Annotated in this window: 25 protein-coding genes; 4 read left to right on the top strand and 21 right to left on the bottom strand. The window is 70.6% G+C overall.

Features of this window, described 5'->3' with window-relative positions:
* Window positions 1–35: 35 nt before the first annotated feature.
* Window positions 36–1,361: an acyltransferase family protein gene (locus NLX83_RS17800; protein WP_254235961.1), complete on the top strand. Its 1,326-nt coding sequence runs from the start codon at window positions 36–38 to the stop codon at window positions 1,359–1,361.
* Here the strand turns inward: NLX83_RS17800 and NLX83_RS17795 are convergent.
* Together NLX83_RS17795 and NLX83_RS17790 are read right to left on the bottom strand one after the other, a co-directional pair.
* Complete coding sequence (locus NLX83_RS17795) at window positions 1,259–2,596, bottom strand: glutamate-1-semialdehyde 2,1-aminomutase (RefSeq protein ID WP_374118750.1); 1,338 nt, start codon at window positions 2,594–2,596, stop codon at window positions 1,259–1,261. The two genes, NLX83_RS17800 and NLX83_RS17795, sit on opposite strands and share 103 nt — an antisense overlap.
* Entirely contained in the window at window positions 2,593–3,225 is a 633-nt protein-coding gene (locus NLX83_RS17790) for a GNAT family N-acetyltransferase (RefSeq protein WP_254235960.1), read from the bottom strand. Before NLX83_RS17790 ends, NLX83_RS17795 begins: the two co-directional genes overlap by 4 nt.
* A gap of 101 nt (window positions 3,226–3,326) precedes the next feature.
* Here NLX83_RS17790 and NLX83_RS17785 point away from each other — a divergent pair, with 101 nt between their 5' ends.
* Complete coding sequence (locus NLX83_RS17785; RefSeq protein WP_254235959.1) at window positions 3,327–4,079, top strand: WecB/TagA/CpsF family glycosyltransferase; 753 nt, start codon at window positions 3,327–3,329, stop codon at window positions 4,077–4,079.
* Window positions 4,076–5,185 (top strand): glycosyltransferase, encoded by a 1,110-nt coding sequence (locus NLX83_RS17780; RefSeq protein WP_254235958.1) that lies wholly within the window; start codon window positions 4,076–4,078, stop codon window positions 5,183–5,185. The genes NLX83_RS17785 and NLX83_RS17780 overlap by 4 nt, the downstream gene beginning before the upstream one ends.
* On the opposite strand, the gene NLX83_RS17775 is transcribed toward NLX83_RS17780, so the two are convergent.
* From NLX83_RS17775 to NLX83_RS17735, 9 genes are all read right to left on the bottom strand, one after another.
* Entirely contained in the window at window positions 5,173–5,775 is a 603-nt protein-coding gene (locus NLX83_RS17775; RefSeq protein ID WP_254235957.1) for a DUF1707 SHOCT-like domain-containing protein, read from the bottom strand. The two genes, NLX83_RS17780 and NLX83_RS17775, sit on opposite strands and share 13 nt — an antisense overlap.
* Before the next feature lie 49 nt (window positions 5,776–5,824).
* A complete protein-coding gene (locus tag NLX83_RS17770; RefSeq protein ID WP_254235956.1) occupies window positions 5,825–6,844 on the bottom strand; it encodes a glycoside hydrolase family 6 protein in 1,020 nt (339 codons plus the stop codon).
* A gap of 50 nt (window positions 6,845–6,894) precedes the next feature.
* Window positions 6,895–8,328 (bottom strand): oligosaccharide flippase family protein, encoded by a 1,434-nt coding sequence (locus NLX83_RS17765; RefSeq protein WP_254235955.1) that lies wholly within the window; start codon window positions 8,326–8,328, stop codon window positions 6,895–6,897.
* A complete protein-coding gene (locus NLX83_RS17760; protein ID WP_254235954.1) occupies window positions 8,328–9,236 on the bottom strand; it encodes a glycosyltransferase family 2 protein in 909 nt (302 codons plus the stop codon). The genes NLX83_RS17765 and NLX83_RS17760 overlap by 1 nt, the downstream gene beginning before the upstream one ends.
* Window positions 9,233–10,579 (bottom strand): O-antigen ligase family protein, encoded by a 1,347-nt coding sequence (locus NLX83_RS17755; RefSeq protein ID WP_254235953.1) that lies wholly within the window; start codon window positions 10,577–10,579, stop codon window positions 9,233–9,235. The genes NLX83_RS17760 and NLX83_RS17755 overlap by 4 nt, the downstream gene beginning before the upstream one ends.
* 12 nt (window positions 10,580–10,591) lie before the next feature.
* A complete protein-coding gene (locus NLX83_RS17750) occupies window positions 10,592–10,903 on the bottom strand; it encodes a hypothetical protein (protein WP_254235952.1) in 312 nt (103 codons plus the stop codon).
* Between the two features lie 63 nt (window positions 10,904–10,966).
* Window positions 10,967–11,791 carry a hypothetical protein gene (locus tag NLX83_RS17745; protein ID WP_254235951.1) on the bottom strand — a complete coding sequence of 275 codons (825 nt, stop codon included), beginning with the start codon at window positions 11,789–11,791 and terminating at the stop codon, window positions 10,967–10,969.
* 24 nt (window positions 11,792–11,815) lie between these two features.
* Complete coding sequence (locus NLX83_RS17740; protein WP_254235950.1) at window positions 11,816–12,763, bottom strand: glycosyltransferase family 2 protein; 948 nt, start codon at window positions 12,761–12,763, stop codon at window positions 11,816–11,818.
* A 14-nt stretch (window positions 12,764–12,777) separates the two neighbouring features.
* A complete protein-coding gene (locus NLX83_RS17735) occupies window positions 12,778–13,899 on the bottom strand; it encodes a class I SAM-dependent methyltransferase (RefSeq protein ID WP_254235949.1) in 1,122 nt (373 codons plus the stop codon).
* 95 nt (window positions 13,900–13,994) lie between these two features.
* On the opposite strand from NLX83_RS17735, the gene NLX83_RS17730 reads away from it, so the two are divergent.
* Entirely contained in the window at window positions 13,995–14,531 is a 537-nt protein-coding gene (locus tag NLX83_RS17730) for a dTDP-4-dehydrorhamnose 3,5-epimerase family protein (protein WP_254235948.1), read from the top strand.
* An 8-nt stretch (window positions 14,532–14,539) separates the two neighbouring features.
* Here NLX83_RS17730 and NLX83_RS17725 read toward each other — a convergent pair whose 3' ends face one another.
* The 10 genes from NLX83_RS17725 to NLX83_RS17680 all read right to left on the bottom strand — a co-directional run bounded on the left by NLX83_RS17725 (window position 14,540) and on the right by NLX83_RS17680 (window position 25,452).
* Window positions 14,540–15,574, bottom strand: a complete 1,035-nt coding sequence (locus tag NLX83_RS17725) for an NAD-dependent epimerase/dehydratase family protein (protein WP_254236252.1) — start codon at window positions 15,572–15,574, stop codon at window positions 14,540–14,542.
* A gap of 2 nt (window positions 15,575–15,576) precedes the next feature.
* A complete protein-coding gene (locus NLX83_RS17720) occupies window positions 15,577–16,227 on the bottom strand; it encodes a PIG-L deacetylase family protein (protein WP_254235947.1) in 651 nt (216 codons plus the stop codon).
* A complete protein-coding gene (locus NLX83_RS17715) occupies window positions 16,227–17,042 on the bottom strand; it encodes a sugar phosphate nucleotidyltransferase (protein WP_254235946.1) in 816 nt (271 codons plus the stop codon). Before NLX83_RS17715 ends, NLX83_RS17720 begins: the two co-directional genes overlap by 1 nt.
* Window positions 17,039–18,328, bottom strand: a complete 1,290-nt coding sequence (locus NLX83_RS17710; protein ID WP_254235945.1) for a class I SAM-dependent methyltransferase — start codon at window positions 18,326–18,328, stop codon at window positions 17,039–17,041. Before NLX83_RS17710 ends, NLX83_RS17715 begins: the two co-directional genes overlap by 4 nt.
* 2 nt (window positions 18,329–18,330) lie before the next feature.
* Window positions 18,331–19,707, bottom strand: coding sequence for a sugar transferase (locus NLX83_RS17705; protein ID WP_254235944.1), 1,377 nt, complete (start codon window positions 19,705–19,707; stop codon window positions 18,331–18,333).
* 441 nt (window positions 19,708–20,148) lie between these two features.
* Entirely contained in the window at window positions 20,149–20,880 is a 732-nt protein-coding gene (locus tag NLX83_RS17700) for a hypothetical protein (protein WP_254235943.1), read from the bottom strand.
* A 367-nt stretch (window positions 20,881–21,247) separates the two neighbouring features.
* Window positions 21,248–22,072 (bottom strand): carbohydrate ABC transporter permease, encoded by an 825-nt coding sequence (locus NLX83_RS17695; protein WP_254235942.1) that lies wholly within the window; start codon window positions 22,070–22,072, stop codon window positions 21,248–21,250.
* Complete coding sequence (locus tag NLX83_RS17690; protein ID WP_254235941.1) at window positions 22,069–23,091, bottom strand: carbohydrate ABC transporter permease; 1,023 nt, start codon at window positions 23,089–23,091, stop codon at window positions 22,069–22,071. The genes NLX83_RS17695 and NLX83_RS17690 overlap by 4 nt, the downstream gene beginning before the upstream one ends.
* 113 nt (window positions 23,092–23,204) lie before the next feature.
* Window positions 23,205–24,437, bottom strand: a complete 1,233-nt coding sequence (locus NLX83_RS17685) for a sugar ABC transporter substrate-binding protein (protein ID WP_254235940.1) — start codon at window positions 24,435–24,437, stop codon at window positions 23,205–23,207.
* 1 nt (window position 24,438) lies between these two features.
* Window positions 24,439–25,452, bottom strand: coding sequence for a LacI family DNA-binding transcriptional regulator (locus NLX83_RS17680; RefSeq protein WP_254235939.1), 1,014 nt, complete (start codon window positions 25,450–25,452; stop codon window positions 24,439–24,441).
* Window positions 25,453–25,469: the final 17 nt, after the last annotated feature.

The raw sequence follows: 25,469 nt of genomic DNA, 5'->3' as shown, positions 1-25,469 counted from the left end.
CAGTCTGGGTGAGAGGGCGATCTCAAGGGGAGAACATGAAGGAACGCAACCCGGTGATCGACGCCGTGCGCGTCGGTTCGGTGGGACTGGTCGTGTTCGCCCACTGGTTCGGCGCTTACGTCGGCGTGGACAACGGCGTGGTGCGGGTGGGGATCGGGGTCAGCGGGCCGGTCATGTGGGCGCTGACCTGGCTGCTCCAGGTGATGCCGTTGGTGTTCTTCGCCGGTGGCTACGCGAACGCGGCCGGGGTCGACGCGGCGCGGGCACGCGGGGAGTCGTTCCTGGCGAAGCGGGCGATGGCCCTGATGATCCCGGCGATCCCCTTGGTGATGCTCTTCACCGCGGCGAGCACGGTGGGCGGCGCGCTCGGCCTCCAGCCAGTCGCGACCGTGGGCCAGCAGGTCATGAAACCCCTGTGGTTCCTGGCGATCTACCTGGTCGTCGTGTGCGTGGCGCCGCTGATGGTGCGGCTGCACGACCGCTTCGGCATGGCCGTCCCGCTCGCCATGACCGCCGTTGTGTCCATTGTGGACTTCGTGCGGTTCTCCACCGTCGGCCTGGTCGCGGACATCGGCGTCGGCGGCGACATCAACTTCCTGCTCGTCTGGCTGACCGCGCACCAGTTCGGAATCGCATACGCCCGAGGCGCTTTCGCCCGCTACACCCGACCGGCGCTGTACGCGCTCATCGTTGTGGCCGTTGCCGCGATGGCGACGATGGTGTTCGCCGGGCCGTATCCACCGAGCATGCTCGGACTGCCGGGCGTTCTCGTCTCCAACCTGTCCCCGCCGACGCTGGCGATGATCATGCTCTCGTTCGCGCAGGTGTGCGTGTTCCTGTTGGTCGCCCCGTGGGCCGAACGCAAGCTCTCCGGCGACCGGGCGCAGAGATTCCTCAAGCGCGCCAACCCTTCCGTGATGCCGGTGTACCTGTGGCACCTGCCCGCCGGGGCGATGCTGCTCGGCATCGCGTTGCTGGCGCCCCAGATCCTGTTGCCGTCGCCCGGTCTCGGATGGTGGCTCTCCCGGCCGTTGTGGCTCGCGGTCAGCACTCTCGCATTGCTCGGCGTGCTGCGCGTCGTGCGCCGAGTGCACCTCGCTTTGCCCACAGTGGACTCACGGTGGCCGCTGGTCGGTTTGTTGATCTGTGCCTATGGCGTGCGCGAGGGCACACGCCACGGCCTCGATCTGACCAACCCTCAAGCGTCGCACGCCGTCCTCGCGATGACGGTCGGCGTCGCGGTGCTACTGGTGGAGTCTCAGGGCAAGCGCCTCGGTGCGGCGTGGGAACGCAGCGCCGGTGCGACCGGACGCCCGTCGAGCAGCCCCTCCACACTCCCCGCGTCCAGCGCCTTGCGGTAGACCTCCAGGGCCGCGCGGACCGCGGTGACCGTGTGCTCGACATCGGCGTCGGTGTGCGCGGCGGAGATCACGAAGGACTGGCCGAGCACGCCGTGCCGCAACAACTCCTGGAGGAACAGCGTGCGGAACGCCTGGGACGGCTTGCCATCAGCGTCAGCGGTGGTGAACACCAGGCACGACGGTCTGCCGATGACGGAGACCGCGGGGAAAGTGCCCAGTTCCTTGGACAGGTCGTTGACGGCGTCGGCGAGCACTACGCCCTGCCGCTCCATCACGCCGACCGGGTCGGTTTCGCGGTAAGCCCTGACCACGGCGCGGAAAGCCGCCAGTGAAGCCGATTCGGGGCCGTGCGTGGTGGAGAGCAGGAAGACCCGCGCCGCGTCCGTGCGCAGCCCGCCCAGCTCCATCAGCTCGCGCTTGCCCGCCAGCGCCGCGATCGGGAACCCGTTGCCCATTGCCTTGCCCCAGCAGGACAAGTCCGGACGCACGCCGTAGACCTGTTGCGCGCCACCGGCCGCCCAGCGGAACCCGGTGATCATCTCGTCGAAGACCAGCACGGCGCCCTCGCGGTCGCAGATCTCGCGCACGCCTTCGAGGAAACCGGGCTCGGGCTCGCGCAGCGCGGTCGCCGCCTCCAGGAAAACCGCGGCGATCTGTCCACTGTGGACTGCGAACAGCTCGCGCAGCGAAGCCAGGTCGTTGTAGCGGAAGGAGACCGTGAGCTCCCGGGTGGACTCCGGGATGCCCGCGTTCATCCCCGCGGTGCCGATGAACCAGTCGTCAACGGAGAAGAACGGCTGGTCGGCGCAGATCGCCACCTTGTCCCGGCCAGTGACGGCGCGGGCCAGCCGGAGCGCGGCGGTGGTGGCGTCGGAGCCGTTCTTGGCGAACTTCACCATGTCCGCCCCGGGCACCCCGGCGAGGAAGTCCTCCGCCGCGGCGAGTTCGAGCGTGGTCGGCCGGGAGAAGTTGATCCCGTTCGCCATGGCTTCGCGGACCGCGGCGAGCACCGGCTCGTACCCGTGTCCGAGGGTCACCGAGCGCAGCCCCATGCCGTACTCGACGAAGCGGTTCCCGTCGGCGTCCCAGACGTGCGCGCCGCTGCCCCGCTCCAGGATCGGCGTCATGTGCTCGGGGTACTGGTCGGAGGCGCGGGCGTAGGTGTGCGCCCCACCGGGGACGAGTTCGTGCAGGCGCGCCTGCATGCTCGCCGAACGGGTGAAATCGTCGTTCACAGCCAGTCCACATCCTCGGGCAGAAGCGACCAGAGCTGGTGATCCCGCAGCTCTCCTCCGACGTCCATGTGCCTGCGTAACAGGCCCTCCTTGCGGAAGCCGTTGCGCGCCAGCACGAACGCCGCGGGACGGTTGCCGACCCCGACCGGGGCGACGATCCGCCGCAGCCCCACCGGGCCGAAGGCGTGCCGCACCATCATCCGCAGGGCCTGCGCGGCCACCCCGCTGCCCCGGTGCTCGGAGGCCACCCAGGCGCCCAGCTCCGCGGTGCCGTGCGAGTGGTCCACCCGGTGCAGGATCATCTCGCCGCCGAAGCGGCCGTCCACCTCGATCACCAGCGGCAGCACCGTGCCCCTGCGGGCGTTGCGGCGCAGGGACCAGCCCTGTTCCCGCCAGCACGCCTCGGTGGTGCGCTCGGCCCACGAGCGGTCGCTGGTCTGCCACCAGGGCTCCAGCTCGGCCTGGTCTGCGCGGACGATCCTGGACCAGTCCGCGGCGTCCTCGGGCAGCGGCGGGCGCAGCCGCAGCCGCCTGCCCTGGTCCAGCTCCGGGCCGAGGACGGCGGGCCAGCCGGGGTGCTCCGGGCGGATCCTGCGGACGACGGCGCCCGCGAGCGAGCGTGCCCTCACCGTGGTCGACCAACTGTGCACATAGGACACCCTCAGACCGGGAACTCATTGCAGTACAACGCGATCGCATACCCCATCGGCGGGGACGGCAAGATAGTTACATGCGAACGGACATCCCGACCGTGCCGATCCTCGGTGTGCGCGTCGCCAAACTGACCGAACAAGCCGCGCTCGACGAAGTCAAGCGGCTGTTCGAGGGACCCTCGGCAGCGGTCGTGGTCTACGCCAATGCCCACTCGATGAACGTGGCCTGCGCGAACACCGCGTACCGGCGGGTTCTGGAGGACGCCGCGCTGGTGCTCAACGACGGTTCGGGTCTGGCGATCGCGGCCCGGCTACAGGGAGATGTCTTTCCGGCCAACCTCAACGGAACCGACTTCACCCCGAAGATCCTGCGCGAGGCGGCCGACCGCGGCGCGGCGGTGTACCTGCTCGGCGGGGAGCCCGGCATCGGCGAGACCGCGGCGGAGAAGCTCACCGCCGCGATCCCGGGGCTGAAGATCGCGGGCACGCAGCACGGCTTCTCACCGGACGTGGAGGCGGTGGTCGGCCGGATTCGGGCCAGTGGCGCGGAAGTGCTGATCGTGGCCATGGGCAACCCGGCGCAGGAACTGTGGCTGGACCGCTACCTCACCGCGACGGGCGCCCGGTTGGGTGTTGCTGTGGGCGCGTTCCTGGACTTCACGGCGGGCAAGGTCGAGCGCGCGCCCACGTGGATGCGCCGCGCGGGCGTCGAGTGGCTGTACCGCCTCGCCCAGGAACCGCGGCGGCTCTTCCAGCGCTACGTCGTCGGGAATCCCTTGTTCCTGGGCAGGGTGCTCGCGGAGCGGTTCGGTTTGCGGAGGAAAGCGTGAAGATCTGTTTCGTCACCACCTACCCGCTCGGCAGGCGCGAGCTGGGCGGCAGCGGTTGGGTGGATCGCCGCCTGCTCGCGATGCTGAGCCGCTCGCACGACGTCGACGTGGTGTGCGTGACCGGCGACGAAGGCAACTGGTCCGACGAGGGCCTGCCGTGCCATTCCGCGGGCTCGGTGCCTCTTGAGGTGCGCGGCGACCGCGCCCGGCTGCTGCGCGTCGCCGCGGGCATGCTCACCAGTCCCGAGCCGTATCTGGCCAGGAAGTTCACCGTGTTCCCGGGCTGGCGTCGCGCCGCGGCCCTGCTCCGGGAGCGCGCGGCCGGTCGCGAGGTGATCACCAGCGGTTGGCCCGGCCTGCTGCTCGCCGAGGCGGCCGGGGTTCCGGTGGCGTCGCACGTCGCGCACAACGTGGAGTCGACGATCGCGGTGGAGCACTCCCCGCGCCCCCTGCGGCTGCTGGGCGAGACGTGGCGCCTGCCCCGCGCGGAGCGCAGGCTGCTCGCACTGCCGGACAAGGTGTTCACGTTGTCCCGCACAGACGCGTATGTGTTGCGCGGCTGGGGAATCGGCGCCGAGCACCTGCCGCTGCCGTTGATCCCGCAGCCCGTCTCCTCGTCGACGGAGGCCCTCGGCTTCATCGGCAAGGCGAGCTGGCCGCCGAACGAGCGCGCCCTCGCGGCCCTGGTCGGCCCCGTGCGCGCGGAGCTGGACCGGCTCGGCCAGGACGTGCCTTATGTGTTGGCGGGCAACGGAACCGAGTCCTACGCGGGTCACCGGGCCGTCACCGCGCTAGGCCGGGTCAAGGAGGAGGCTGACTTCTACCGCAAGGTCGGCCTCGTCGTGGTGCCGCGCTTCGGTGCCTCAACGGGAATCAGCGTGAAGATGCTGGAGGCCGCCGAATACGGCCTCCCTTCCGTCGTGCCCCCTCAGCTAGCCGCCGCCGTGGACCCCCGCGGCCCTTGGCTGATCGCCGACGGCCCCGCCGCCACCGCCTCGGCCATCGCGTCCTGGCGCTCCGGAGAGTCCACAGTGGACGTCGCGTCCTGGCTCGCCCGCCACAACGTCACCACCACGCCAACCCCCCTTCTCCCTCAGTCGTCGTAGGCCTCGATCTGCTTGCGCTTGGGGTGCTTCGTGACGATCTCGATACCGCCCATGAGCGCGTAGCCGTTGATGCGGATCGTCGGCGAGTCCGCGGTCACCGAGTCCTCGTCGACGTTGACGTCCTTGCCGCCCATGAAACTGAAACCGGCCACTTCGACGCGCACGCCGGGCGGGACGGTGATCTGGATCCCACCCATGATGGCCACGGCGGTGATCGTGGTGACCTTGGACGTGAGCACCGCCGTGCGGAAGTCCAGCTCGACGCCGCCCATCAGGGCGAACGCGCTGACGTCCGACTCGACCCGCCAGCGGCCGTTGCGCACGGCACCGCTCATCACCGCGACCGCCCACTGGCGCTTGCCGGTGCCGCCCTCGTCGGTGACGGGCAGGGGCGCCGCGGAGGGGCGGGCCACCGGGAGGTCCGCGACGACCAGGTCCAACTCGCCCCTGGTGCGGGCGGCGTAGGCGAGGCCGACGCGCTCGTTGTACTCGGTCAGGGTCAGGCGGCCCTCGCCGACGGCCTGGTTGAGCAGCTGCGCGATCTGTTCGCGCTCGAGGTCGCCGACCCGCAGCTCGGGCTGGTCATTCATGCCGCCGAGGCTAGCGAATCCGCAGGCCCGCCGGGCACGTTGTTACCGATCAGTCGCCGTTGATGAGCCGCATGGCCAGCTCCGGGTAGAAGGCCCCCGACGAGGTGCCCGCGCCGACCCCGCAGTCGCCGTCCGACTCCCCCGGGCGCTTCACCCACAGCAGCGCGTCCGCCCCGCCCGGCCCGCCGACCTGGGGCGGAGCCCCGAGCGATCGCCCACCGGGGTTGCACCAGCTGCCGTCGGAGCCGTTGCCGTTGCGGCTGATGTCGATCACGAAGCCCGCTTCGATGCCGTAGCGGGTGGACAGCACGCGCTTGAGGTCGTTGCCGTACCGCGCCGCGTCCTCGGTGCTGTTGAAGTTGGAGACGTTGACCGCGAAGCCCCGCGCGCCGGTGCCGAGACCGGACTCGGCGAGGCCGGTGGCGACGCGGTCGGCCGGGTTGTGCGCGCCGTCGCCACCGTCGAGGTAGACCCAGGTGGAGGTGGCGAAGCGGTTCAGCGTCGCCACCGCGGCGGTGAGGATTCGCTTGCGCTCCTGGCGTCCCGCCTCGTCGAGGCACTCGAAGTGGATCACCGCGTCCGGCTCCAGGACGATCAGGGCGGGCCGGTCCCCGATCGCCCGCGCGACGACGTCGACCCACCGCAGGTACTCGTCGGCGGACCGGGCCCCGCCCGCGGAATGGTTGCCGCAGTCGCGGTTGGGGATGTTGTAGCCCACCAGCACCGGCAGCTGACCGAGGGCGTAGGCGGCGTTGACGAAGCCGGAGACGCGGCGGTGGGTGTTGTCGCCGGGGCCGATCCACCGGGCGGTGGCCTGCCGGGCGATGCGTTCCTCGATCACCCCCGCGCGGCCGTCACCCCGGTTGCCGTTGAGCCACGAGACGACGTTGGCCTCGGGGTCGACGTAGAAGAACCGGCTGTCCTGGAAGGGACTGGGGATCGGCGTTCGCGGAGACCCGCGCTCGGACCGGTCGGGCGGGGACGGCGGCTCGGAGCCGGACGTGCACGCGGCCAGGACGAGCAGGACGGCCGCCAGCGCGGCCAGTAACCGAACCTTGGCTCCCCGCATTCCGCCCACCACCTCTCACCAGGGAAAATCGTAAGTCCGGAATGGAGTTCTCACCCGGCGACCGCCAGAGCCTCGTCCAAGGTGTGGCGGTATCGAAACCACCCGATGGCGACGACGGCCGCGGTGAGCGTCCCACCGACCGCGACGCTCAGTAGCGGGGAGGGCGAGAAGGCCCGGACCAGGATCAGCCCACCGCCGGTGACGGCTGCGGACAGCAACGACGGAACCATCCCCCGAACTAGGGAAGAAACGTGCACCCCGGCCCGCCGCAGGCCCCACACGTGCACCGGGACGGCGACGAACAGCGACACCGCCGCCTGGGCCCAGCCGATCCCGGGCAGGCCCCACACCTGGGCCGCGACGATGGTCGCGGGCACGAGCGCGGCCAGCCACGAGAGCTGGATCAGCGCCGAGGACAGCGGCACCCCGACCGCGAGCAGCAGGTGCATCGCCAGGTCCACGAACACCCTGCCGATCGCCGCGACCGCGAGGCCGACGAGCACCGCCGCGGCCGGCTCCCACCTCGCGCCGTAGACCACCTCGACGATCGGGTGCGCCAGCAACGCGAGCGCGATCCCGCCCGGCAGCACGGCGACCCCGACGAGGCCGATCACCCCGCCCGCGGCGCGATCCAGGTCGGCGCCGTGGTCGCGGGAACGGGAGAACATGGCCAGCGCGACCCGCTCCATGGTCCCGGAGACGATCGACACCGGCCAGTTCGCCACGTTGTTGGCCAGGTAGAAGAAACCCAGCGCGGTCACGCCGAGCGCGCTCGCCGTGACCATCTGCGGAACGCTCTGCGCGAGCATCAGCAGCAGCGAGGACGCGATCACCGACAGGCCGTACGCGCCGACTTCGAGGAAGTGCTCCTTCACGAAGCCGAACCGCGGCCACTGCTTGCTGAGCACGAGCAGCAGCACCACGACGAGCGCGGTCCCGCTGACGTGACCGATCACCAACGCCCACGCGCCATAGCCGAGGAACGCCAGCGTCGCGGTGAGCGCCAGGTTGAGCACGCTGCCGGAGAGGTCCGCGACGAGCCTGCGCGCCTGCGCCAGTTCGCGGGTCAGCATTCCCGCTGGCACCGCGGCAAAACCGTCCAGCAGCACGTTGATCGCGAGGAACCGCACGATGTCCGTCGCGTGCGGGCTGCCCAACGCCGAAGCCAGCCACGGCGCGCTCACCGCGCACACGAGGAACGCGATGGTGCTGCCGACCACCGAAACGGTCCACGCCGTCGGCAGCATCGCGCGCACGTCCCCGGGCCGCCGCACCACCGCCGTCGCCGCGCCGAGGTCGCTGAAGGTGAACAGCAGCGTCAGCACGACGAGCGCGGTGGCGTAGAGGCCGAACTCCTCGGGAACGAGCAGCCGGGCGAGGACGATGCCCAGCACGAACGTGCCGAGCCTGGACAGCAACGTGTTGAGCAGGCTCAGCCAGAGGCCGCGTTTGAAGCGTCCGGCGAGCGCCGTCGTCTCGCTCATCAACCCCGCCCGGGATTGGTGGGCTTGCCCGAGAGCAGCGCGCGCCGTCCGGACAACAACGCCCGCAACGCCGCGAGGTGGGTCCCGCGCCGCAGCGGCAGCCGGATGAGCTGAGCCAAAACCAGTGCCCCCCAAACAATTCGCGCGCCGATCGCGCCGTTCCACTTCGCCGCGTGCACGACGCGATTGGTCACCAGCTGCGCCCACAGCTTCGGCGACGTGGCGACCTCACCGCCCTTGTGGACGGCACGAGCGCCCCGCACCTGCTTGGTCGACCAGCCCGCTTCCTGGACTCGGAGGCAGTAGTCGACCTCTTCGGAGTACAGGAAAAGCTCCGCGCGCCAGTCCCCCACGTGCGGCCACACCGCGGGCGCGATGAGCAGTGCGGCGCCGTTCGCCCAGTCCGGCTTCTCGGTGCTACCAGTCGGGATTTCCTCGCTCAGCAAGGGGAATCGCACCGCGCGGCGGCCGAGCAGCGAGTCGCCGATCACCCGCAGCGGGGTCGGTCTGCGCCGCAGAGTCGGCTCGGGCTCACCATTGGGCCGCGTCACCTCCGGCACCGCGATGCCGACTCCGCGATCGTCGAACACCCCCAGCAGGCGCGCCACCGATCCGGGCGCCAACCGCACGTCCGCGTTGAGCACGAAGAGCGCTTCCCCGTCCTTCGCCCGCGCCATGCAGGCGTTCACCCCGGCCGCGTACCCGAGGTTGCCCCCGGTCTCCACGACATCGGCGGACGGCAGCAGTTCCCTTGCCAGGTCGGCACTTCCGTCGCTGGATGCGTTGTCCGCGACCACCACGCGCCACTCCGGGACGCCCTCCAGCGCGTCGGGCAGACCCTCGAACAGCTCCGGCAGCTCGTGCGCGGAGTTGTACGTGACGACGGCGATGACAACCGGTGTGCTCATGCTCGCTCCCACGCTGCGACGGCGCCCGCGCACCCGATCAACAGGAATGTCATGCCCTGGAACTGCGGAAAGGCCAGTGCGTCGAACGTGGCGAAGCACATGATGGCGACCGCGAGCGCGCAGCCCAGCGCCCACGCGGCGTCCCGCAGCTCCGGATCTCCGTTGCGCCCCACGCGAATCCACGCCGCGCGCATCGACACCGCGGGAACCACCAGCAGTGCGACCAGCACGAGCAGGCCCGGCACTCCGGACTCCACGGCGGTCAGCAGGTACTGGTTGTCCAGGAACGGTTGCGGCGGCGCGAGGTACGTGCCGAAGCCCTGCCCGCTGAACGGCCGCTCCGCCAGGCGTTCCCCGACGTACTCGTAGTCGGCGAGGCGGCTCCAGACGCTGTAGTCGTTGGTGGAGCCCGCGACCGTCTGGCTCAGCACGGTGAAGACCTTGGGCGCGGCCACCAGTCCGAGCGACCCGAACACCGCGACCACCGTGCCCCCGAGCAACCACCGCACGATTCCCATACGGGGCAACAGCAAAACCGCGATCATCGCGAGGCCGACCAGCCCGGTGCGCGAGATGCTGACCACGATCCCCGCGATGAGCACGATCACGCACGTCCACCACAGGACGCGATAGCGCGCGAACCTGGTGAGGTACAGGGCGAGCGGCACCGCGCAGGCGCACAGCGCGGCGAGCTCGATCGGGTGGTTGGCGAAGCCCAGAGCGCGCTCAAGACCACCACGCCCGAGGTCCATCGTCGCGAGCCCCTGGGCTTCCATGCCCGGCAGGAGCGTCAACGGCCGCAGGTCGATCTTCGCCGTGAAGTGCGCGCAGGCCGCGAACGCGGAAGCGCTGGCGGCCAGCACCATCGCGCCGAGGAGCGCCCGCATCGCGCCGAGTCCGCTCAACCCGTCGCACGCGAGCAGGGCCGCTCCGACGCACAACGCGTAGAGCATCCAGGCTCGGTCCGCCCCGCCCAGGATCTCGTCCGGCGCACCGAGCCCCAACGCCAACGCGTGCGCGCCCAACAACACCAGCGACCCGATGAGCAACGTGGCGCGCACCGGGTTCAACCCGGTTCGCATCCCCATGCCGCCCGCGACGCGCGCCACGACCCACCAGATCAGGCAGACCGCGGCGGCCAGCCTCCCTGGTGTCAGCGAGCCGCCGACGCCCGCGATCACGTTCGTCTGCGGCAAGGCCAACAGCAGGGCGACCGCGACGAGCAGGTAGTGCGCGGGAATCGTCCGGAAGAGCTCCCCCAGCTTCCGCCTCGGCGGCCGCTGGGGTCTCGGCTGGCGAGCCTCGTGCACCGCGGCGAGCCGCTGCGCCACCCCCGCGATCACACCCCACCCCCGTTATACCCTGAACGAGTCATTGGGGGCGTTGAACTCCCCCAATGACTCATTCGGTGCGTTGAGCGTGCTGAATGAGTCATTGAGGTGCCTGAACGGAACGAACGAGTCATTGAGCCACTTCGCCGCCCCCAACGCCCCGTTGAGCACGTCGAAGGCCCCGAACGACCCGTTCGGGGCGTTGAAGTCCCTGAACGACCCGTTCGGGGCGTTGAGTGCCCTGAACGGGTCGTTGAGGGCGTTGAGTGCCCTGAACGAGTCATTGGGGTACTTGAGGGACCTGAACGAGTCATTGGGGTACTTGGACTCCCCCAATGACTCATTCGGGGCACAACGGGCTCCGGGCGGAAGCCGAGGCGAAGGAGGCGGACGCGCGGGTCATCGGCTGGCCTTGTCGTGGTCGTCCACGCGCGCGGCCTGGTAACGCACGTTGAGGACATCGGTGGGCCGATCGAGCGCGGGACGGGATGCCTGCTTCACCCGCTCCACGGCGGACCGCGCGGCGTGCGCCAGCTCAGCGGCCTGTTGCACGGAAGGCGCGGGGTCGACGGGCTCCGGCTCGGAAGAATCCTTGCGCGCCAAGGCGAACGGTACTTCGGTCCGCCGTTGCTGCGCCCGGTCCACCATCACGACGACGCACAGCAGCAGCGCCAGCCCGACGCCGCCGCCGATCGCCAGGGCGCGCAGCTGGGCGGAGCGGGTCGTGGTGACGGTGTCGGCGGGAACGATGTCGCTCAGCGTCAGGTGGCCTTCCTGCGGCACACCGAGCTGGTCCTGTTTGCGCTTCAGCTCAAAGCGCAGCTCTCGCATCGCGACCTGCGCGGTGGTGCGCGCGGAGTCGGCCGTGGCACCAGTGGCGATGACCGTGATGAACGGGCTGTCGGCCGCCACGCTCCCGGCGCTCTCATTGGTGATCTCCAGCTCGGCGGTCGCGCCCTGCTGGGCCATCCGTTGCTGGACGGCGGGCGTGCCTACGACGCGCAGCAGCATCATCGCCGCCTGGCCCTGCGACGGGTCGACCGCGGCGTAGGGGTTGCGGTCGGCTCCGCCGTAGGCGCGCAGCACGAGCATGCTGGCGTTGACGCGGTACTGCTGCGGCACCATGAAGGCGAGGCTGGTCAGCAGTGCGGCCAGGCCGATCGCGAGCACCATGGCCAGGGCCCACCGCCTGCGCAGCGTCCGCAGCAAGTCCAGAGCGTCCACGTTCTTCTCTCCGATAACTGGTTGTCAGGAGCGGGGGGTCAGCCGCGCGAGCTGGAGGGCCGCCTTCGCCACGTTGCGCGCCATTGGCACGGCGTTCGCGCGCAGCCACGGCGAGAGCGCGAGCATCGCACGCCCGCGGTCGGCCAGTGTCAGCGGTGAGCGGGCGACGGTGCGGAAGTACCACCCCGCCTCCTCCACGTTGGGCAGGATGATGGACTGGCGGCCGAACTCCGTGCGGTACCACTCGCTCTGCGAGGTCCGCTTGGACAGCTGCTCCTCGTGCTTGCGGTGCAGCAACAGGTCTTCGGCGATCTCGACGAACGGCCCGTGCAGCGCCAGTTCGGCGATCAGCACGCGGTCGGAGTTCTTGATCGGCGGCAGCAACCGCGTCTGGCACAGCACATCGCGCCGGATCAGGCCGTACATCAGCGGTGCGGTGTCGTAGAAAGCGCGTCCCTCGATGCACAGCAGGTTGCGCAGCCGCACGGACGGGTCGGGGTCGTCGGTTCGGCGCGGCTTCACCCAGTGCCCGATCCGCTCGCCGGAGCCGTTGATGTGCGCGGTGGTGTTGAACGCCAGCACGGCGTCCGGGCGGTCCTGCAACGCCGTGTAGAGCTTGCTCAGCCGGTCCGGCGCGTAAGCGTCATCGGCCGCGAACCACGTGAAGTACGGGCTGTTGACCTCGTTGACGAGCATGTTGTGGTTCGCGGTCACGCCGACGTTGCGCGACCGCCGGTGGTAGACCACGCGCGGGTCGCGCTGGGCGAGGTCGCGGCACAGCTCCTCGGTGCCGTCGGTCGAGCAGTTGTCGGCGATGTGCACCTCGAAGTCGACGCCGGTCTGGCCGAGCAGCGACTCCAGTGCCACGTGGATGTACGGCTCGCCGTTGTACACCGGCAGGGCGACGGCGACGGGAGCCGCGGCGCGTCCGGTCAGCGAGGCCGCTTGGCGCTGAGAAACCTTGTGTTCCATGGCTTATCCCTGACTCAGGCGACGGACAACGGGGCGAGCGGGTCGGGGCGCGGTTCGGCGATCACCCACCGGCCGCCGCCCGCTTCGATCTGCGGCAGCGCGGTCCTGGCCTCGGTGGCCAGGTCGGGCAGGAAGAGCAGGACCTCGTCGGGTTGGGCCGCGACCAGTTCCGCCGGCGAGATCACCGGGACGCCGCTGCCGGGCATGCGCCGCTTCTGCTTCGCGGGCGCGGCGTCGGCGATGGCGGGCAGCAGCACGCTGTCGATCCCGGCCCGGCACAGCAGGGCCACCGCGCGCGAGGCCGCGCCGTAGCCGTACACGCGCCGACCGGCCTGCCGCTGTTCGGTGAGGTAGCGCCGCAGGGCGTCGGCCGTCGCGGCGGCCTCGTCCTGGAGCGCCCGCAGTCGGTCCGGCTCGGTGATCCGCATGGCCGTCTCCTCGGCGAGCAGCGCGCGGACGATGTCGTCCGGCTCCGCCGTCCTGGAGGCGGCGAGCAGCACCGTGCCGCCGTAGAGGTCGAACGTCCACGCGGTGCGCGCGGTCAGCCCGGCCGCCGACAGCATGGTGATCAGCGCGGTCGTCGAGTAGTACGCGTAGTGCCCGTGCCGCAACGCGTTCCACTGTCCACATCGGATGATCGTGGCCAGCGAGTGGTACTGGACCAGCAGCACGCCGTCCTCGCTGAGCCGCGCGGCCCGTTCGGCGAGCGCGGTCCGCTGGTCGGGGCAGTGCATCATCCCGAAGCAGTCCAGGACGACGTCCGCCTCGCCCTCCTCCACCGGCCGCAGCCCGCGCTCGCGCAGCATGCCGAGCCAGCTCCCACCGTGCGGGCTGCCGTACTCCGCGACCCGCGCGGACTCCGGCAGCAGCCCCGCCCTGGACACCCGGTGCACCGCGTCGCGGGCCTGGGCGACCAGCGCGGCGGGTTCGGCGCCCTTGGGCTCCTCCGGCACGGTCGGGTCGGTGAGCAGCTGCGCCAGTCCGCAGTCGGCGCACAGCCACATCTGCAACGGGTGCCGTGCGTCCGGACCCGGCTCCACCAGGCGGGGAAAATGGTCCGACGCGGGCTGGCGGCCCAGATCGAGCACGATCTGCCCGTTCCGGCCCCTGCACGCGCGACACACCGGCTCGCTCATCACATCGGCCCCATCGCGCAGGTCAGCGGTTTCGCTACAGCTGTGCTGAACCGGGTGAAAGCCGTAACGAAACCGGTAGCGGCGAAGATGTGCGCGTGTTGGTTGAGACGACGTCGCTGCCCGGGGTCCTGGTGTTCACGCCGACCCCGCACCACGACGACCGCGGACTGTTCACCCGGACCTTCGACACCGAGATCGCCCGAGCGCACGGGCTGGACCCGGACGCCTTCACGCAGGACTCGCAGTCGCGGTCCCGGCGGGGCGTGCTGCGCGGCATGCACGGGCGCTCCGGGCGCGGCGAGGCGAAGCTCGTCCGCTGTGCCCGGGGCGCCGTGCACGACGTGCTCGTCGACGCCCGCCCGGATTCCCCGGCCTTCGGCAGGCACGAGGCGTTCCTGTTGGACGACAACGCTTTCCGGCACCTGTACGTGCCGCCGGGACTGCTGCACGGCTTCCAGGTGCTCAGCGACTGGGCCGATGTCTGCTACCGCATCGACCGGCCGCACGACCCCGCTGAGGACGTCGCCGTGCGCTATGACGACCCCGAGCTGGCCATCTCCTGGCCCGCCGAGGTGAGTCTGATCAGCGCACGGGACGGCGCCGCCGGTTCGTGGGCGGCGCTCCGGGGCTAGTGGCTCGTTCACGGAACCGGTGCACCCACCGGTCGCATGTCCTGCGCGAGGCTGCCCGCCGCCTGCCGGTCGGCCAGCCTCGCCAGGCGGGTGAACCGCTTGGTGAAGCCGTGCTCGGTCAACCCGTGCTCGACATAGGCCGCGTGCAGCTCGACCGCGCCCGCCGCCACCGTCCACTGTGGAGAGAACGCGGGCAGGTACTTGGTGATGCGGGCGAAGTCCACCCGGTAGGAGCGCGGATCGGCGCCCGCCTCCCCGGTGATCACCAGCTTCGAGCCGGGAACCGCTTCCACCACGGCCTCGGCGATCTGCGCGACGGTGAGGTTATTCGCCGCCATGCCCACGTTGAAGGCGCGGCAGTGGATGGACTCGCGCGGAGCCACGAGCGCGGCCAGGAACGCGTCGGCGATGTCGGCGGCGTGCACCAGCGGCCGCCACGGCGTGCCATCGGAGAGCACCCGCACCTCGCCGCTGAGCACCGCGTGGCCCACCAGGTTGTTCAGCACGATGTCCGCGCGCAGCCGCGGCGAGAAGCCGAAAGCCGTTGCGTTGCGCAGGAAAACCGGGCTGAAGTCGTCGTCGGCGAGCAGCACGAGGTCGTCCTCGACCCGCACCTTGCTCTCCGCGTACGGCGTCACCGGGCGCAGCGGGGCGTCCTCGCCGACCAGGTCCTCACCCGCCGCGCCGTACACCGAACACGTTGAGGCGTAGAGGAAACGACGCACTCCGGCCGCGCGCGAGAGCTTGGCCAGCCTGGTCGAGGCGAAGTGGTTGATGTCGTAGGTCAGCGACGGCGCGAGGGAACCCAGCGGGTCGTTGGACAACGCGGCGAGGTGGATGACGGCGTCGAAGCCCGCCAACTGCTCGGCGGTGACATCGCGCAGGTCCACCGCGATCGTCGGCGGGTCGTCGGGCGCGGGCCCGAGCACGCAGTCGGCGAACAGCCCCGAGTCCAGCCCGACGACGTCGTGCCCGGCCTCGGCCAGGCGCACCGCCATCACACTGCCCAGGTACCCCTGGTGTCCGGTCAGCAGGACACGCATTCTCATCCCTCTCCCAAGCCGAGCACTACCTTGTCCACGAAGAAAGCCTCGGCGTAGCGGGCGCGGCACTGCACCCCGCGCATCCGGGCCAGGCCGAGGAAGGTCTCGGCGTCGAACCAGTCCCGCCCGCGCTGCGACGGGTAGTGCGCGTCCAGCAGCTCGGCCTTGCGCAGCGCCACGCTCGCCGCCAGCGGCACGAAGGCGACCGGCTGCACCATGTCGCTGTCCCACTTGATGATCTCGTACCCGAGCACCAGCTGGTCCCGGAACGCGGTGGTCACCAGCTGCGCGAGCGTCCGGTGGTCCTGGTGCGCGTCGTGCTTGGCCGGGCCGATCACCACGTCCGGGGAAACCTTGCGCGCCAAGGACTCCAGGGCTTCCTTCGCTTGGCCCCAGTGCGCGGGCAGCCGCCCGTCGGGCAGGTCCAGCACCTCCACGTCCAGGTTCGCACCCGGGCAGAACGCGGCCAGCGCGGCGCGCTCCTCCTCCTCGCGCTTGGTGCCGCCGCCGCTGAGCACGAGCGCGGTGACGCGCAGTCCGGGCGACGCGGCGCAGGCGGCCAGCAACGTGCCACCCGCGCCGATCGCGATGTCGTCGCAGTGCGCGCCGAGCACGACCACGCTGCCGAGTTGGTCAGGCGCGAGGGAGATCACTAGCGCACCCCGCTCAGCCGGAGCACGTCGTCCTGCGCGGGCTCGTCCTCCCACAGCATCCACGGCCGGTCACCCGACGCGTAGCCGCGCTCCAACGCCGCGCGCTCCTTCACCGTGTCCGCGGGCTGCCAGAAACCCTTGTACTGGTAAGCGATCAGCTTGCCCTGCTTCGCCAGCGCGCCGCAGCCGTCCTCGACCAGGTCGCCGTTGCGCGGCAGGTGCTCGAAGACCTCTGGGCGCAGCACGAAGTAGCCGCCGTTCTCCCACAGCGGCAGGCTGCTGACCGCGGTGATGCCCGAGACCTTGCCCTCGTCGCCGACCTCCACGCAGTGGAAGGACTGCTGCGGCGGGACCACCATCATCGAGGCCGCCGCACCGGTCGACCGCACCCGTTCCACCATGTCGTCCAGCGGCGCGTCGGTGAGCACGTCGGCGTAGTTGGCCAGGAACATCTCCTCGTCCTCGACGAGGTGGCGCACCCGGCGCAGCCGCTCACCGATCGGCGAGTCCTGCCCGGTGTTGACGAAGGTGATCGTCCAGTCGCTGATGTCAGAGGACAGCAGTTCCACCTTGCCGTCGCGGAGCACGAAGTCGTTCGACGCCGCTTCGGAGTAGTTCAGGAAGTAGTCCTTGATGTACTGCGCCCCGTAGCCCAGGCACAGCACGAAGTCGGTGTGGCCGAAGTGCGCGTAGTAGCGCATCACGTGCCAGAGCAGCGGGCGCGGGCCCACCGGGTGCATCGGCTTGGGCAGGTCGTCCGCGGAGCCAGTGCGCATCCGCATCCCGTACCCGCCGCAGAACAGAACGACCTTCATCGGCCAACCTCGACGATCTCCAGAGTCGGAACGGGGAAGACGAGCTGTCCGCCCCAGTCACCCACGTAGCTCAGCTGCGCGGTCAGTTCCTCGCGCAGGTTCCACGGCAGGACCAGCACGTAGTCGGGCCGGTCCTCGGCGATCTGCTCGACCGGCAGGACCGGTATCCGGGTGCCCGGCGTGAAGCGGCCGTGCTTGTACGGGTTGCGGTCCACCGTGTAGCGCAACAGGTCCGGCCGGATGCCGCAGTAGTTCAGCAGCGTGTTGCCCTTGCCCGGCGCGCCGTAGCCGACCACGGTCTTGCCCTGCTCGGCCGCCTCGATCAGGAAGCCGAGCAGTTCCCACCGCGACCGCTGCACGGCCTGGCTGAACCGGGCGTAGCCGCTGACGTCGTGCAGCCCGGCCGCGCGCTCCTCCGCCAGCGCCTCCGCGACCGCGGCGGTCGGCGTCGAGCCCGTGCCGAAGGGCCGCGCCCACAACCGGATCGAGCCGCCGTGCGTGGGCACCAGCTCCACGTCGACCAGTTCGAGACCGCCCGCCGCGAGCGCCCGCTGCGCCGAAGCGACGGTGTAGTACTGGAAGTGCTCGTGGTAGATCGTGTCGTACTGGGTGCGCTGGATCAGCGTCAGCAGGTGGTGCACCTCGATCGACACCCAGCCGTCGTCGGCGACCAGCTCGCGCAGCCCCTGGGTGAAGCCGAGCACGTCCGGGATGTGCGCGTAGACGTTGTTCGCCACCACGAGGTTCGCCGCCCCGTGCTGCGCGCGGACACGGCTCGCGGTGTCCGGGCCGAGGAACTCGGTGACGGTCGGGACGCCCTTCTCCCGCGCCGCGTCCCCGACGTTGACCGACGGCTCGATGCCCAGGCAGCGGATGCCCGCCGCGACCACGTGCTGCAACAGGTAGCCGTCGTTGCTGGCCACCTCCACGACGAAGGAGTCGGGGCCGAGCCCGAGCCGGTGCGTCGCGGACTCGACGAACCGGCGCGCGTGCTCCACCCACGAGGTGGAGAAGGAGGAGAAGTAGGCGTACTCGGTGAAGGTCTCCTCGGGCTTGATCAGCGGCGGCAGCTGCGCGAGCAGGCACTGCGCGCAGACCCGCAGGTGCAGCGGGTAGGTCGGTTCCGGCTCGTCGAGCTGGGCCTCGGTGAGGAACAGCTCGCACGGCGGGCTCGCGCCCAGGTCCAGCACGCTGTGCAGCTCCCGCGCCCCGCACAGGCGGCACGACAGGCCGCCACTGACCGGGCTCACCCGGTCGACGGCGCTGGTCAGGCTTGTCGTGCTCATGCTCAGTACGCTCCCTTGCCGCCGACGACCGCCGACACCGTCTTCCACAAGATCACCAGGTCCATCGACAACGACCAGCTCTCCACGTAGCGCAGGTCGATCCGGACCGACTCCTCCCACGAGAGGTCACTGCGGCCGCTCACCTGCCACAGCCCCGTCATGCCCGGCTTCACCAGGAGCTTGCGCCGCGCGTCCTGCCCGTAGCTGGCGACCTCCTCGGCCAGCGGCGGCCGCGGCCCCACCAGCGACATCGAGCCGAACAGCACGTTGAGCACCTGCGGCAGCTCGTCGAGGGAGTAGCGGCGCAGCACCGCGCCGACCCGGGTCACCCTGGGGTCGCGGCGCATCTTGAACAGCGGGCCGGAGCCCTGGTTCACCGCGGCCAGCGAGGCCCGCAGACCGTGCGCGTCGACCACCATCGAGCGGAACTTCAGCATCGGGAACGCCTGCCCGCCCCGGCCGACGCGGTACTGCCGGTAGAACACCGGGCCGCCGTCGTCGAGCTTGATCGCCGCCGCGATCAGCAGCAGCACCGGCGCCGCCAGCATCGTCAGCACCAGCGCGCCCACCCGGTCCATCACCGCCTTGATCAACCGCGGGATGCCGCTGAACGTGGGGGCGCTGACCCACAGCATGGTCAGGCCGAACACCGGGGCGACGTGCAGCCGCGGTCCCGCGACCTCCATCAGCGTCGGCGTGACCACCAGTTCGGCGGTGCCGCCCTCCAGGTCCCAGGCCAGCCGCTGCACCCGATCGGGTGTCCATTCCGGGGCCGGCGCCACGGCCACCACGCGGTAGCCACCCAATCGGGTGCGTTCGACCAGTTCGTCCAGGTCGCCCACCACCGGGACCCCGGCGATCTCCGCGACGCGCCCGACGCCCAGCCCGGTGGGCGTGCACACCGCCTCCACGCGCCAGCCGATGTGCGAGTCGGCCCTGGTCCGCCGGATCAGGTCGTGCACCGCCTCGACGGTGCCCGCGGCGAGCACCGGCAGCAGGCAGCTGCCGTCCCTGCGGCGGGCGTGCAGCACCTTCCGCAGCAGGTAGCGCTGGGTCACCGCGACAACGGCGAGCGTGGGCATGCCCACGAACACCCACGGCCGCAGGTCGTCCAGCCGCAGCGCCAGCGCCACCACGGACAGCGCGAGCATCGCGATCACGGCCGCCCGGCCGACCCTGCGGAACTCCTCGGGGCCCTGGCCGAGCACCCGGACGTCCCACGCCCGGCACAGCGACAGCGTCACAGCGGCGACCACACCGGCTCCCCCGGCGAGCACAGCCGTCCAGCGCGGCGAGTACGCGGCGCTACCGCTGACGATCACGCCTACGGCCACCAGAGTGGTCGTGGCCACGATCGCGCAGAAGTCGCTGACGATCACCGACCGCTGGTAGCGCTGTTCCCAACCGAGCGTATTTTTCGGAAGTTGTAACGCGGGGTTGTCATGAAACGATGTATTCGATTTTGACGTCCCAGACAGAACGGATGTCACTTTTTCACCTCAGTGGTCCACGCCACACACCTTGGGCGCAATGAGGTGTAACTCCCTTAAAAAGCCCAGGTCAGGCTCCTTAAAAGTGCACAGCACAACGCCGTTGGGAAATTACCGGCAAGTCGACCCCGCTTCGACTTTCCCTCCACACCAGCATCGCGCCGGGCATCAATTACACCCCGTCGCCGAGCAAACGTAATCAATTCAAGAAAGTATCTGCCATCGTCCGTTCGGGCGAAGCCAGAAGGACTTAGCGTGACGGTTGACCGTTCTCGCAGGTAGGCGCATCGGGGACGGGTCCGCCGGGATGCTTACGTGCCATGATCGTTGTCACTCGGTCATCGGAGCACGTCCATGACCGTGACGCGGCGGAGATCCGACCGTTGTCTGCCGCCCGCGTCCCTCCTTTCGGGGAGGCGGGATGACACGCGAAGCGGGGACGCCGCGCCGGCTCGGATCGGGCCGCGCGGGCCGCGTCAGGTACGGCCGCAGCAACCGGGTCAGCGCGAGCCCCGGCGCCAGCAGCGGCACCAGCAGGGACAGCGCCGCGGCGACCGCGCCCGCACGCAGGACGTCCTTGGGCAACAACCCGATCCGGCGCACGATCATCCGGCCACGATTGGGTATCGAGATCAGGGTCAGCAGGGTGACGAACCCGGTGAACGCGGCCGCCGCCCGGGTGAACGCGGGCACGTAGCCCAGGCCCTCGCCCGCCACCATCAGCACCAGCCACCCGCCGAGCGCCGGAACCTGCGCCCGCGTGCTCGTCGCCGCCCAGAGCAGTCCCGCGGCCACCGCCAGCCAGCCCACCAGCCCCTGGTGGACCGGGTCCCGCGACCACGTCGTGACCGCGCCGAGCCAACCGGGCTCCGGTGCGCCGAACCGCCCGGTGACCGATCGGAGGACATCCAGCGGCGACCATCGCGCGCCGCCCTCGACGAACTGCCCGCCGACCCACGCCAGCGCCCACAGCGAGACCGGCACCGCCAGGACCAGCTGCGCCTTCGGCCGGTCGACCAGCGCCGTCCACACCTCGCCGAGGCCCCGAACCTTCGCCGCCACCGCATCTCCCCCACCGCCACTCGTGTCCTGATCGTGGTGGCGGCGAAACCGGCGGGCAACCCGGCGAACCCGGCCGCGGCGGGCGGATACCGGCACTACCCGCCGGTATCACCCTTCTGCCCCGCCGGAGCCGGAGAACGGTGTGAAGACAGGGAAACACCGCGCATGGCACCATCGGTGGAGGAAGCGGTCGGTGCGTACGAGTCCCCCGGGCCTCACCCCTTCGGCCGTCGTGGAATACCGGTAGCGCTGGAGCCACGCCGAGCCATTCGCCGAGAGGCGACCTACGCGCCGACCCTTCCTCCTTCTCCGTCGTTGAGATCATCTCAACGTCATACCCGGCGCCCCGCGGGCGATAACGCGACCTTCAGCCCTTGACAGCCCCGCCCAGCTGATTCCGGATGAAATGGCGCTGTGCCACCAGGAAGACCACCGCGACCGGGATGGTCGAGACGAGCGCGATGGTCAGTTTCAGCGGCAGCTGCTGGCCTTCCCCGAGCGCGCCGCTGACCAGTCGGGCCAGCCCGAGCGTCAGCGTCTCGTACTGACTGTCCGAAGTGGACACGAGGAAGTGCGCGAACTCGTTCCAGGAGTTCTGGAACGCCAGCACCGCCAGCGTGGCCAGTGCGGGCCGGACCATCGGCAGGACCACGTTCCACCAGGTGCGCACCACCCCGGCCCCGTCGATCCGCGCCGCCTCCTCGACCTCGCGGGGGATCTGCTCGAACGCCTGCTTGAGCAGGAAGATCCCGATCGCGTCGGTGATCAGCGGCAGGATCATGCCCAGGTAGGAGTTGTACATCGAGAACTGGCGCAGCAGCAGGAACTTCGGGATCAGCAGCACCACCGCGGGAACCGCGGCCAGCGCCAGCACCCCGGAGAACACGAGCTTGCGGCCCGGCCAGCGCAGCCGCGCGAGCGCGTAGCCCGCCATGGCGTCCACCAGCAGCCTGCCGAAGGTCACGCAGAGCGTCACCAGCACCGAGTTGGCCAGCCAGCGCGGCACCTCCACCGCGGGATCGGTGGCGACCCGCTCGTAGGAGGCGGTCGTCGCCGGGTCCGGCACCAGGGACAGCGGGTTGGCCACCGCGTCCGCGTCGGTCTTGAAGGTGGTGACCAGCTGGATCACGAACGGGCCCAGGTAGCAGACCGCGCCGAGCAGCAGAACCGCGTAACCGAACGCGCGCTTCATGACGTCCTCCCGTCGCGCAGCAGGCGCCGCTGCGCCCAGGTCAGCACGACGATGATCGCGAAGAGCAGGAAGGCGATCGCCGCGCCGAGGCCGTAGGAGCCCTCCGCGAAGGACCGTTGGTAGGACAGGAAGGCCGGGGTCAGCGTGGTCTTCGCCGGATTGCCCTGGCCCATCACGTAGATCTGGTCGAAGACCTGCCAGCTGCCGATCAGCCCCATGGTCAGCACCAGGAAGACGGTCGGCATCAGCATCGGCACGGTGACCTTGGTGAAGCGCTGCCAGCGCGTGGTGCCGTCCACGTCCGCCGCCTCCAGCACGTCCTCCGGCAGGTTCTGCAGGGCGGCCAGGAAGATCAACATGAAGTTCCCCGAGGTCGTCCAGATCATCAGCAGCGTCACCGCCGCCATCGCCACGGACGGCCCGGACAGCCACTCCCACAGCGTCAGGCCCCACAACCTGGTGCCGCTCAACCACTCCGGCGGTGCGGCGGGATCGACCAGGCCCAGCGCGCCGAACAGCTCGTGCAGCACCCCGCGCGGATCGGCGAACCACGTCGGCCCGTCGATGCCGAAGAAGCCGAGCACCGCGTTGATCGCGCCGGAACCGGAGAACAGGAACAGGAAGACCACCGAGATGGCCACGGCGCTGGTGACCGACGGGAAGTAGAACGCGGCGCGGAAGAAGCCCCGCCCGCGCAGGGTCCGGTTGTGCACCACCATGGCCAGCCCGAGCGCGAGCAGCGTCTGCACCGGCACGGAGATCGCGACGAAGTAGAAGGTGTTGCGCACGCTCAACGCGAAGTCACGCCGTGCCAACCCGTCCTCGGTCAGCAAGGCCGCGTAGTTGTCCAGCCCCACCACGGGAGCCTTGCCGGACAACGGGCTGTACGTGCCGTCCCAGTCCAGCACGCTGACCCACAGCGCCAACAACATCGGCAGCAACACGAAGGTCGCCAGCAACGCGATCCCCGGCGCCGCGAACATCCACCCGGCAACGGCTTCCCGCCGCTTCGCGCTCAACCCGCTCCCGCCACCCCCACGCCCCCACCCCCACCACCGCGGTTGCGTACCCAATGTGGCATTTGTTTCGTCAGACGTAACCAATGCCACATTGGTTACGTCTTTGCCCGCGGTCACCGGCCGAGCACCTGTTCGGCGTTGCGCTGCGTGGACGCCAGGATCGCCTTCGGGTCGGCGCCGTTGGTGAGGCCGAGCAACTGCGCGTCGAAGTCCTTCAGCACCGACTCGAGGCCCTTCGCGGTCGGCTCGCCCTGCGCGTAGTCCGCCCCGGCCAGGAAAGCCTGCTGCTCCGGGTGCGAGCGCGCGAACAGGGTCGCGGCGAGCCTCCGCGAGGGGATCACGCCGAAGCCCTCGCCGAGCGCGTTCTGCTGCGAGACATCGGTGAGGTGGGCGACCAGGCTCTCCGCCGCCTGCCGGTTCTTGCTGACCGTGGGGATGCCCCAGCAGTTGGTGAACGCCAGCGTGCCCTTGCCCGCCGGGCCCGCGGGCAGTTCCACCGCGCGCCACTTGCGCTGCGGGTAGTCCTTGGCCAGCGCGCCGATCACCCAGTTGCCCTCGATGACCATGGCCGCGCTGCCCTTGCCGAGCGCCTCACCGCTCCACCCTGAGTCGATCTGCTTGGCGAACGCCGTGGTCCCCGACCGCAGCAGCCGCTGAACGTAGTGCAGCGCTTGAAGGTTCTGCGGACTGTCCACAGTGGCCTTTTTGCCGCTCGGGTCGACCAGCCAGCCTCCGGCCTGCCTGAAGAACGCGCCGATGCGGTCCACGTCGTCCATCAGGACCAAGCCCTTGCGCTTCGGCGTCGTCAGCCGCTTCGCCACCGCCTCCAGCTGCGCCCAGTCCTTCGGCAGGTCGGCGTCGGTGAGCCCGACCGCCGCCCACGCCTCGGTGTCGATCACCAGCGCGAGGGTGGAGAAGTCCTTGGGAGCGCAGACGAACTTGCCCTCGTGGGTGAAGATCGACCGCAGGCTGGGGTAGATGTCGTCGGCCCCGGGCAGCCGGTCGGCGTAGGCGTGCAGCGCGCCGGGCTGGGCGTAGCGGGTGAACGCGCCCGGCTCCAGCACGAACAGGTCCGGCGGGGTGCCGCCGGCGAAGCCCTGCCCGAGCTGCTGGGGCAGATCGGCCGACGCGACCACGTTCACCCTGTTGCCGGAGCGCTGCGCCCAGGTCTGCATGATCGCCCTGGTGGCCTCCAGCTCGACGCTGGTCGCCGAGCCGAGCAGCACCTGGAGGGTGGCCGACCCCGTGGCCTGCTGCCGGGGCGAGTCGTCGAAGCCCTCACCGCATCCCGCCAGTACCAGGGCAGCCGCCAGCGCCGCGCCGATGCGACGCCGTCGTCCGTTCATCTCATCTCCTCCCGCTGCTCGCTCGCACCACCAGTTCGGGGCGCAGCAGCGATTCGTTCGTGGATTGGTGGTCCAGCAAGGACAGGACCTGTTCGGCGATCCGCTCGACCGGCTGCCGCACGCTCGTCAGCCCCGGCAGGGTCGCCGCGGCGAGCGGGCTGTCGTCGAAGCCGGTGACCGCGACGCCGGTCCCCGCGGGGATGCCGCGCTCCGCGAGCAGCGCCAGCGCGCCCAGCGCGACCGCGTCGCTCACCGCGACCAGGGCGGTCGGCGGGTCCGCGGAGTCCAGCAGCGCCGCCGCCCCGCTCCGCCCCGCGTCTATCGTGTTGCCTCCCCTGACGACCAGACTGTCCTCTGTGGACAGTGCGAAGCCCTCGGCGGCGATCCGCCAGCCGCGCAACCGGTCGTCGCCGACCCCGTCGCCCTCCCGCCAGCCGAGGAACCCGATCCGCCGGTGCCCGAGGGAGTACAGGTGCTCCACCACCTGGGCCATGCCGTGCGCGCCGTCGACGTCCACCCACGGCCCGGCCTCGCCCCGGCCCCAGGTGCGCCCGAAGGCGGCGAAGGGCACTCCCCGCTCGGCCAGCCAGCCGGGCCGGGGATCACCCACCAGCGTCTCCGCCAGCACGAACGCGTCGACCGCGCGCTGGGCGAGCAGGTCGGCGTACACGCCCAGCCCTTCTTCCCCGGGCGGCGCCGTGAACAGCAGGACGTGCCGGTCCCGCGCCTCGGCCGCCGCGCACAGGGCGTGCAGGAAGTCGTCCATGAGGGGCGTGAGGACTCCCCGGTTGCGCGGGGTCATCCGGTAACCGATCAACCCGCTGCTCCGCGTCCGCAGGCCACGCGCGTTGCGGTTGGGCCGGTAACCCAGCTCGTCGATCGCCGCCAGCGCGCGCTCCAGCGTCTCCGGGTGCAACCGGTGCGGGGCGTTGAGCGCGTTCGAGACGGTCTGCCGCGACACCCCGATGTGCGCGGCCACCTGCTCCAAGGTCGCCCCTGCCCGATTCCCGGTCATTCGACCCTCCCAAGTTC

The sequence above is a fragment of the Allokutzneria sp. A3M-2-11 16 genome (assembly GCF_024213555.1).
Taxonomy (GTDB): domain Bacteria; phylum Actinomycetota; class Actinomycetes; order Mycobacteriales; family Pseudonocardiaceae; genus Allokutzneria.
The sequence above is the reverse complement of the archived record's forward strand: the minus strand, read 5'-3'. Positions and strand labels throughout refer to the sequence as shown.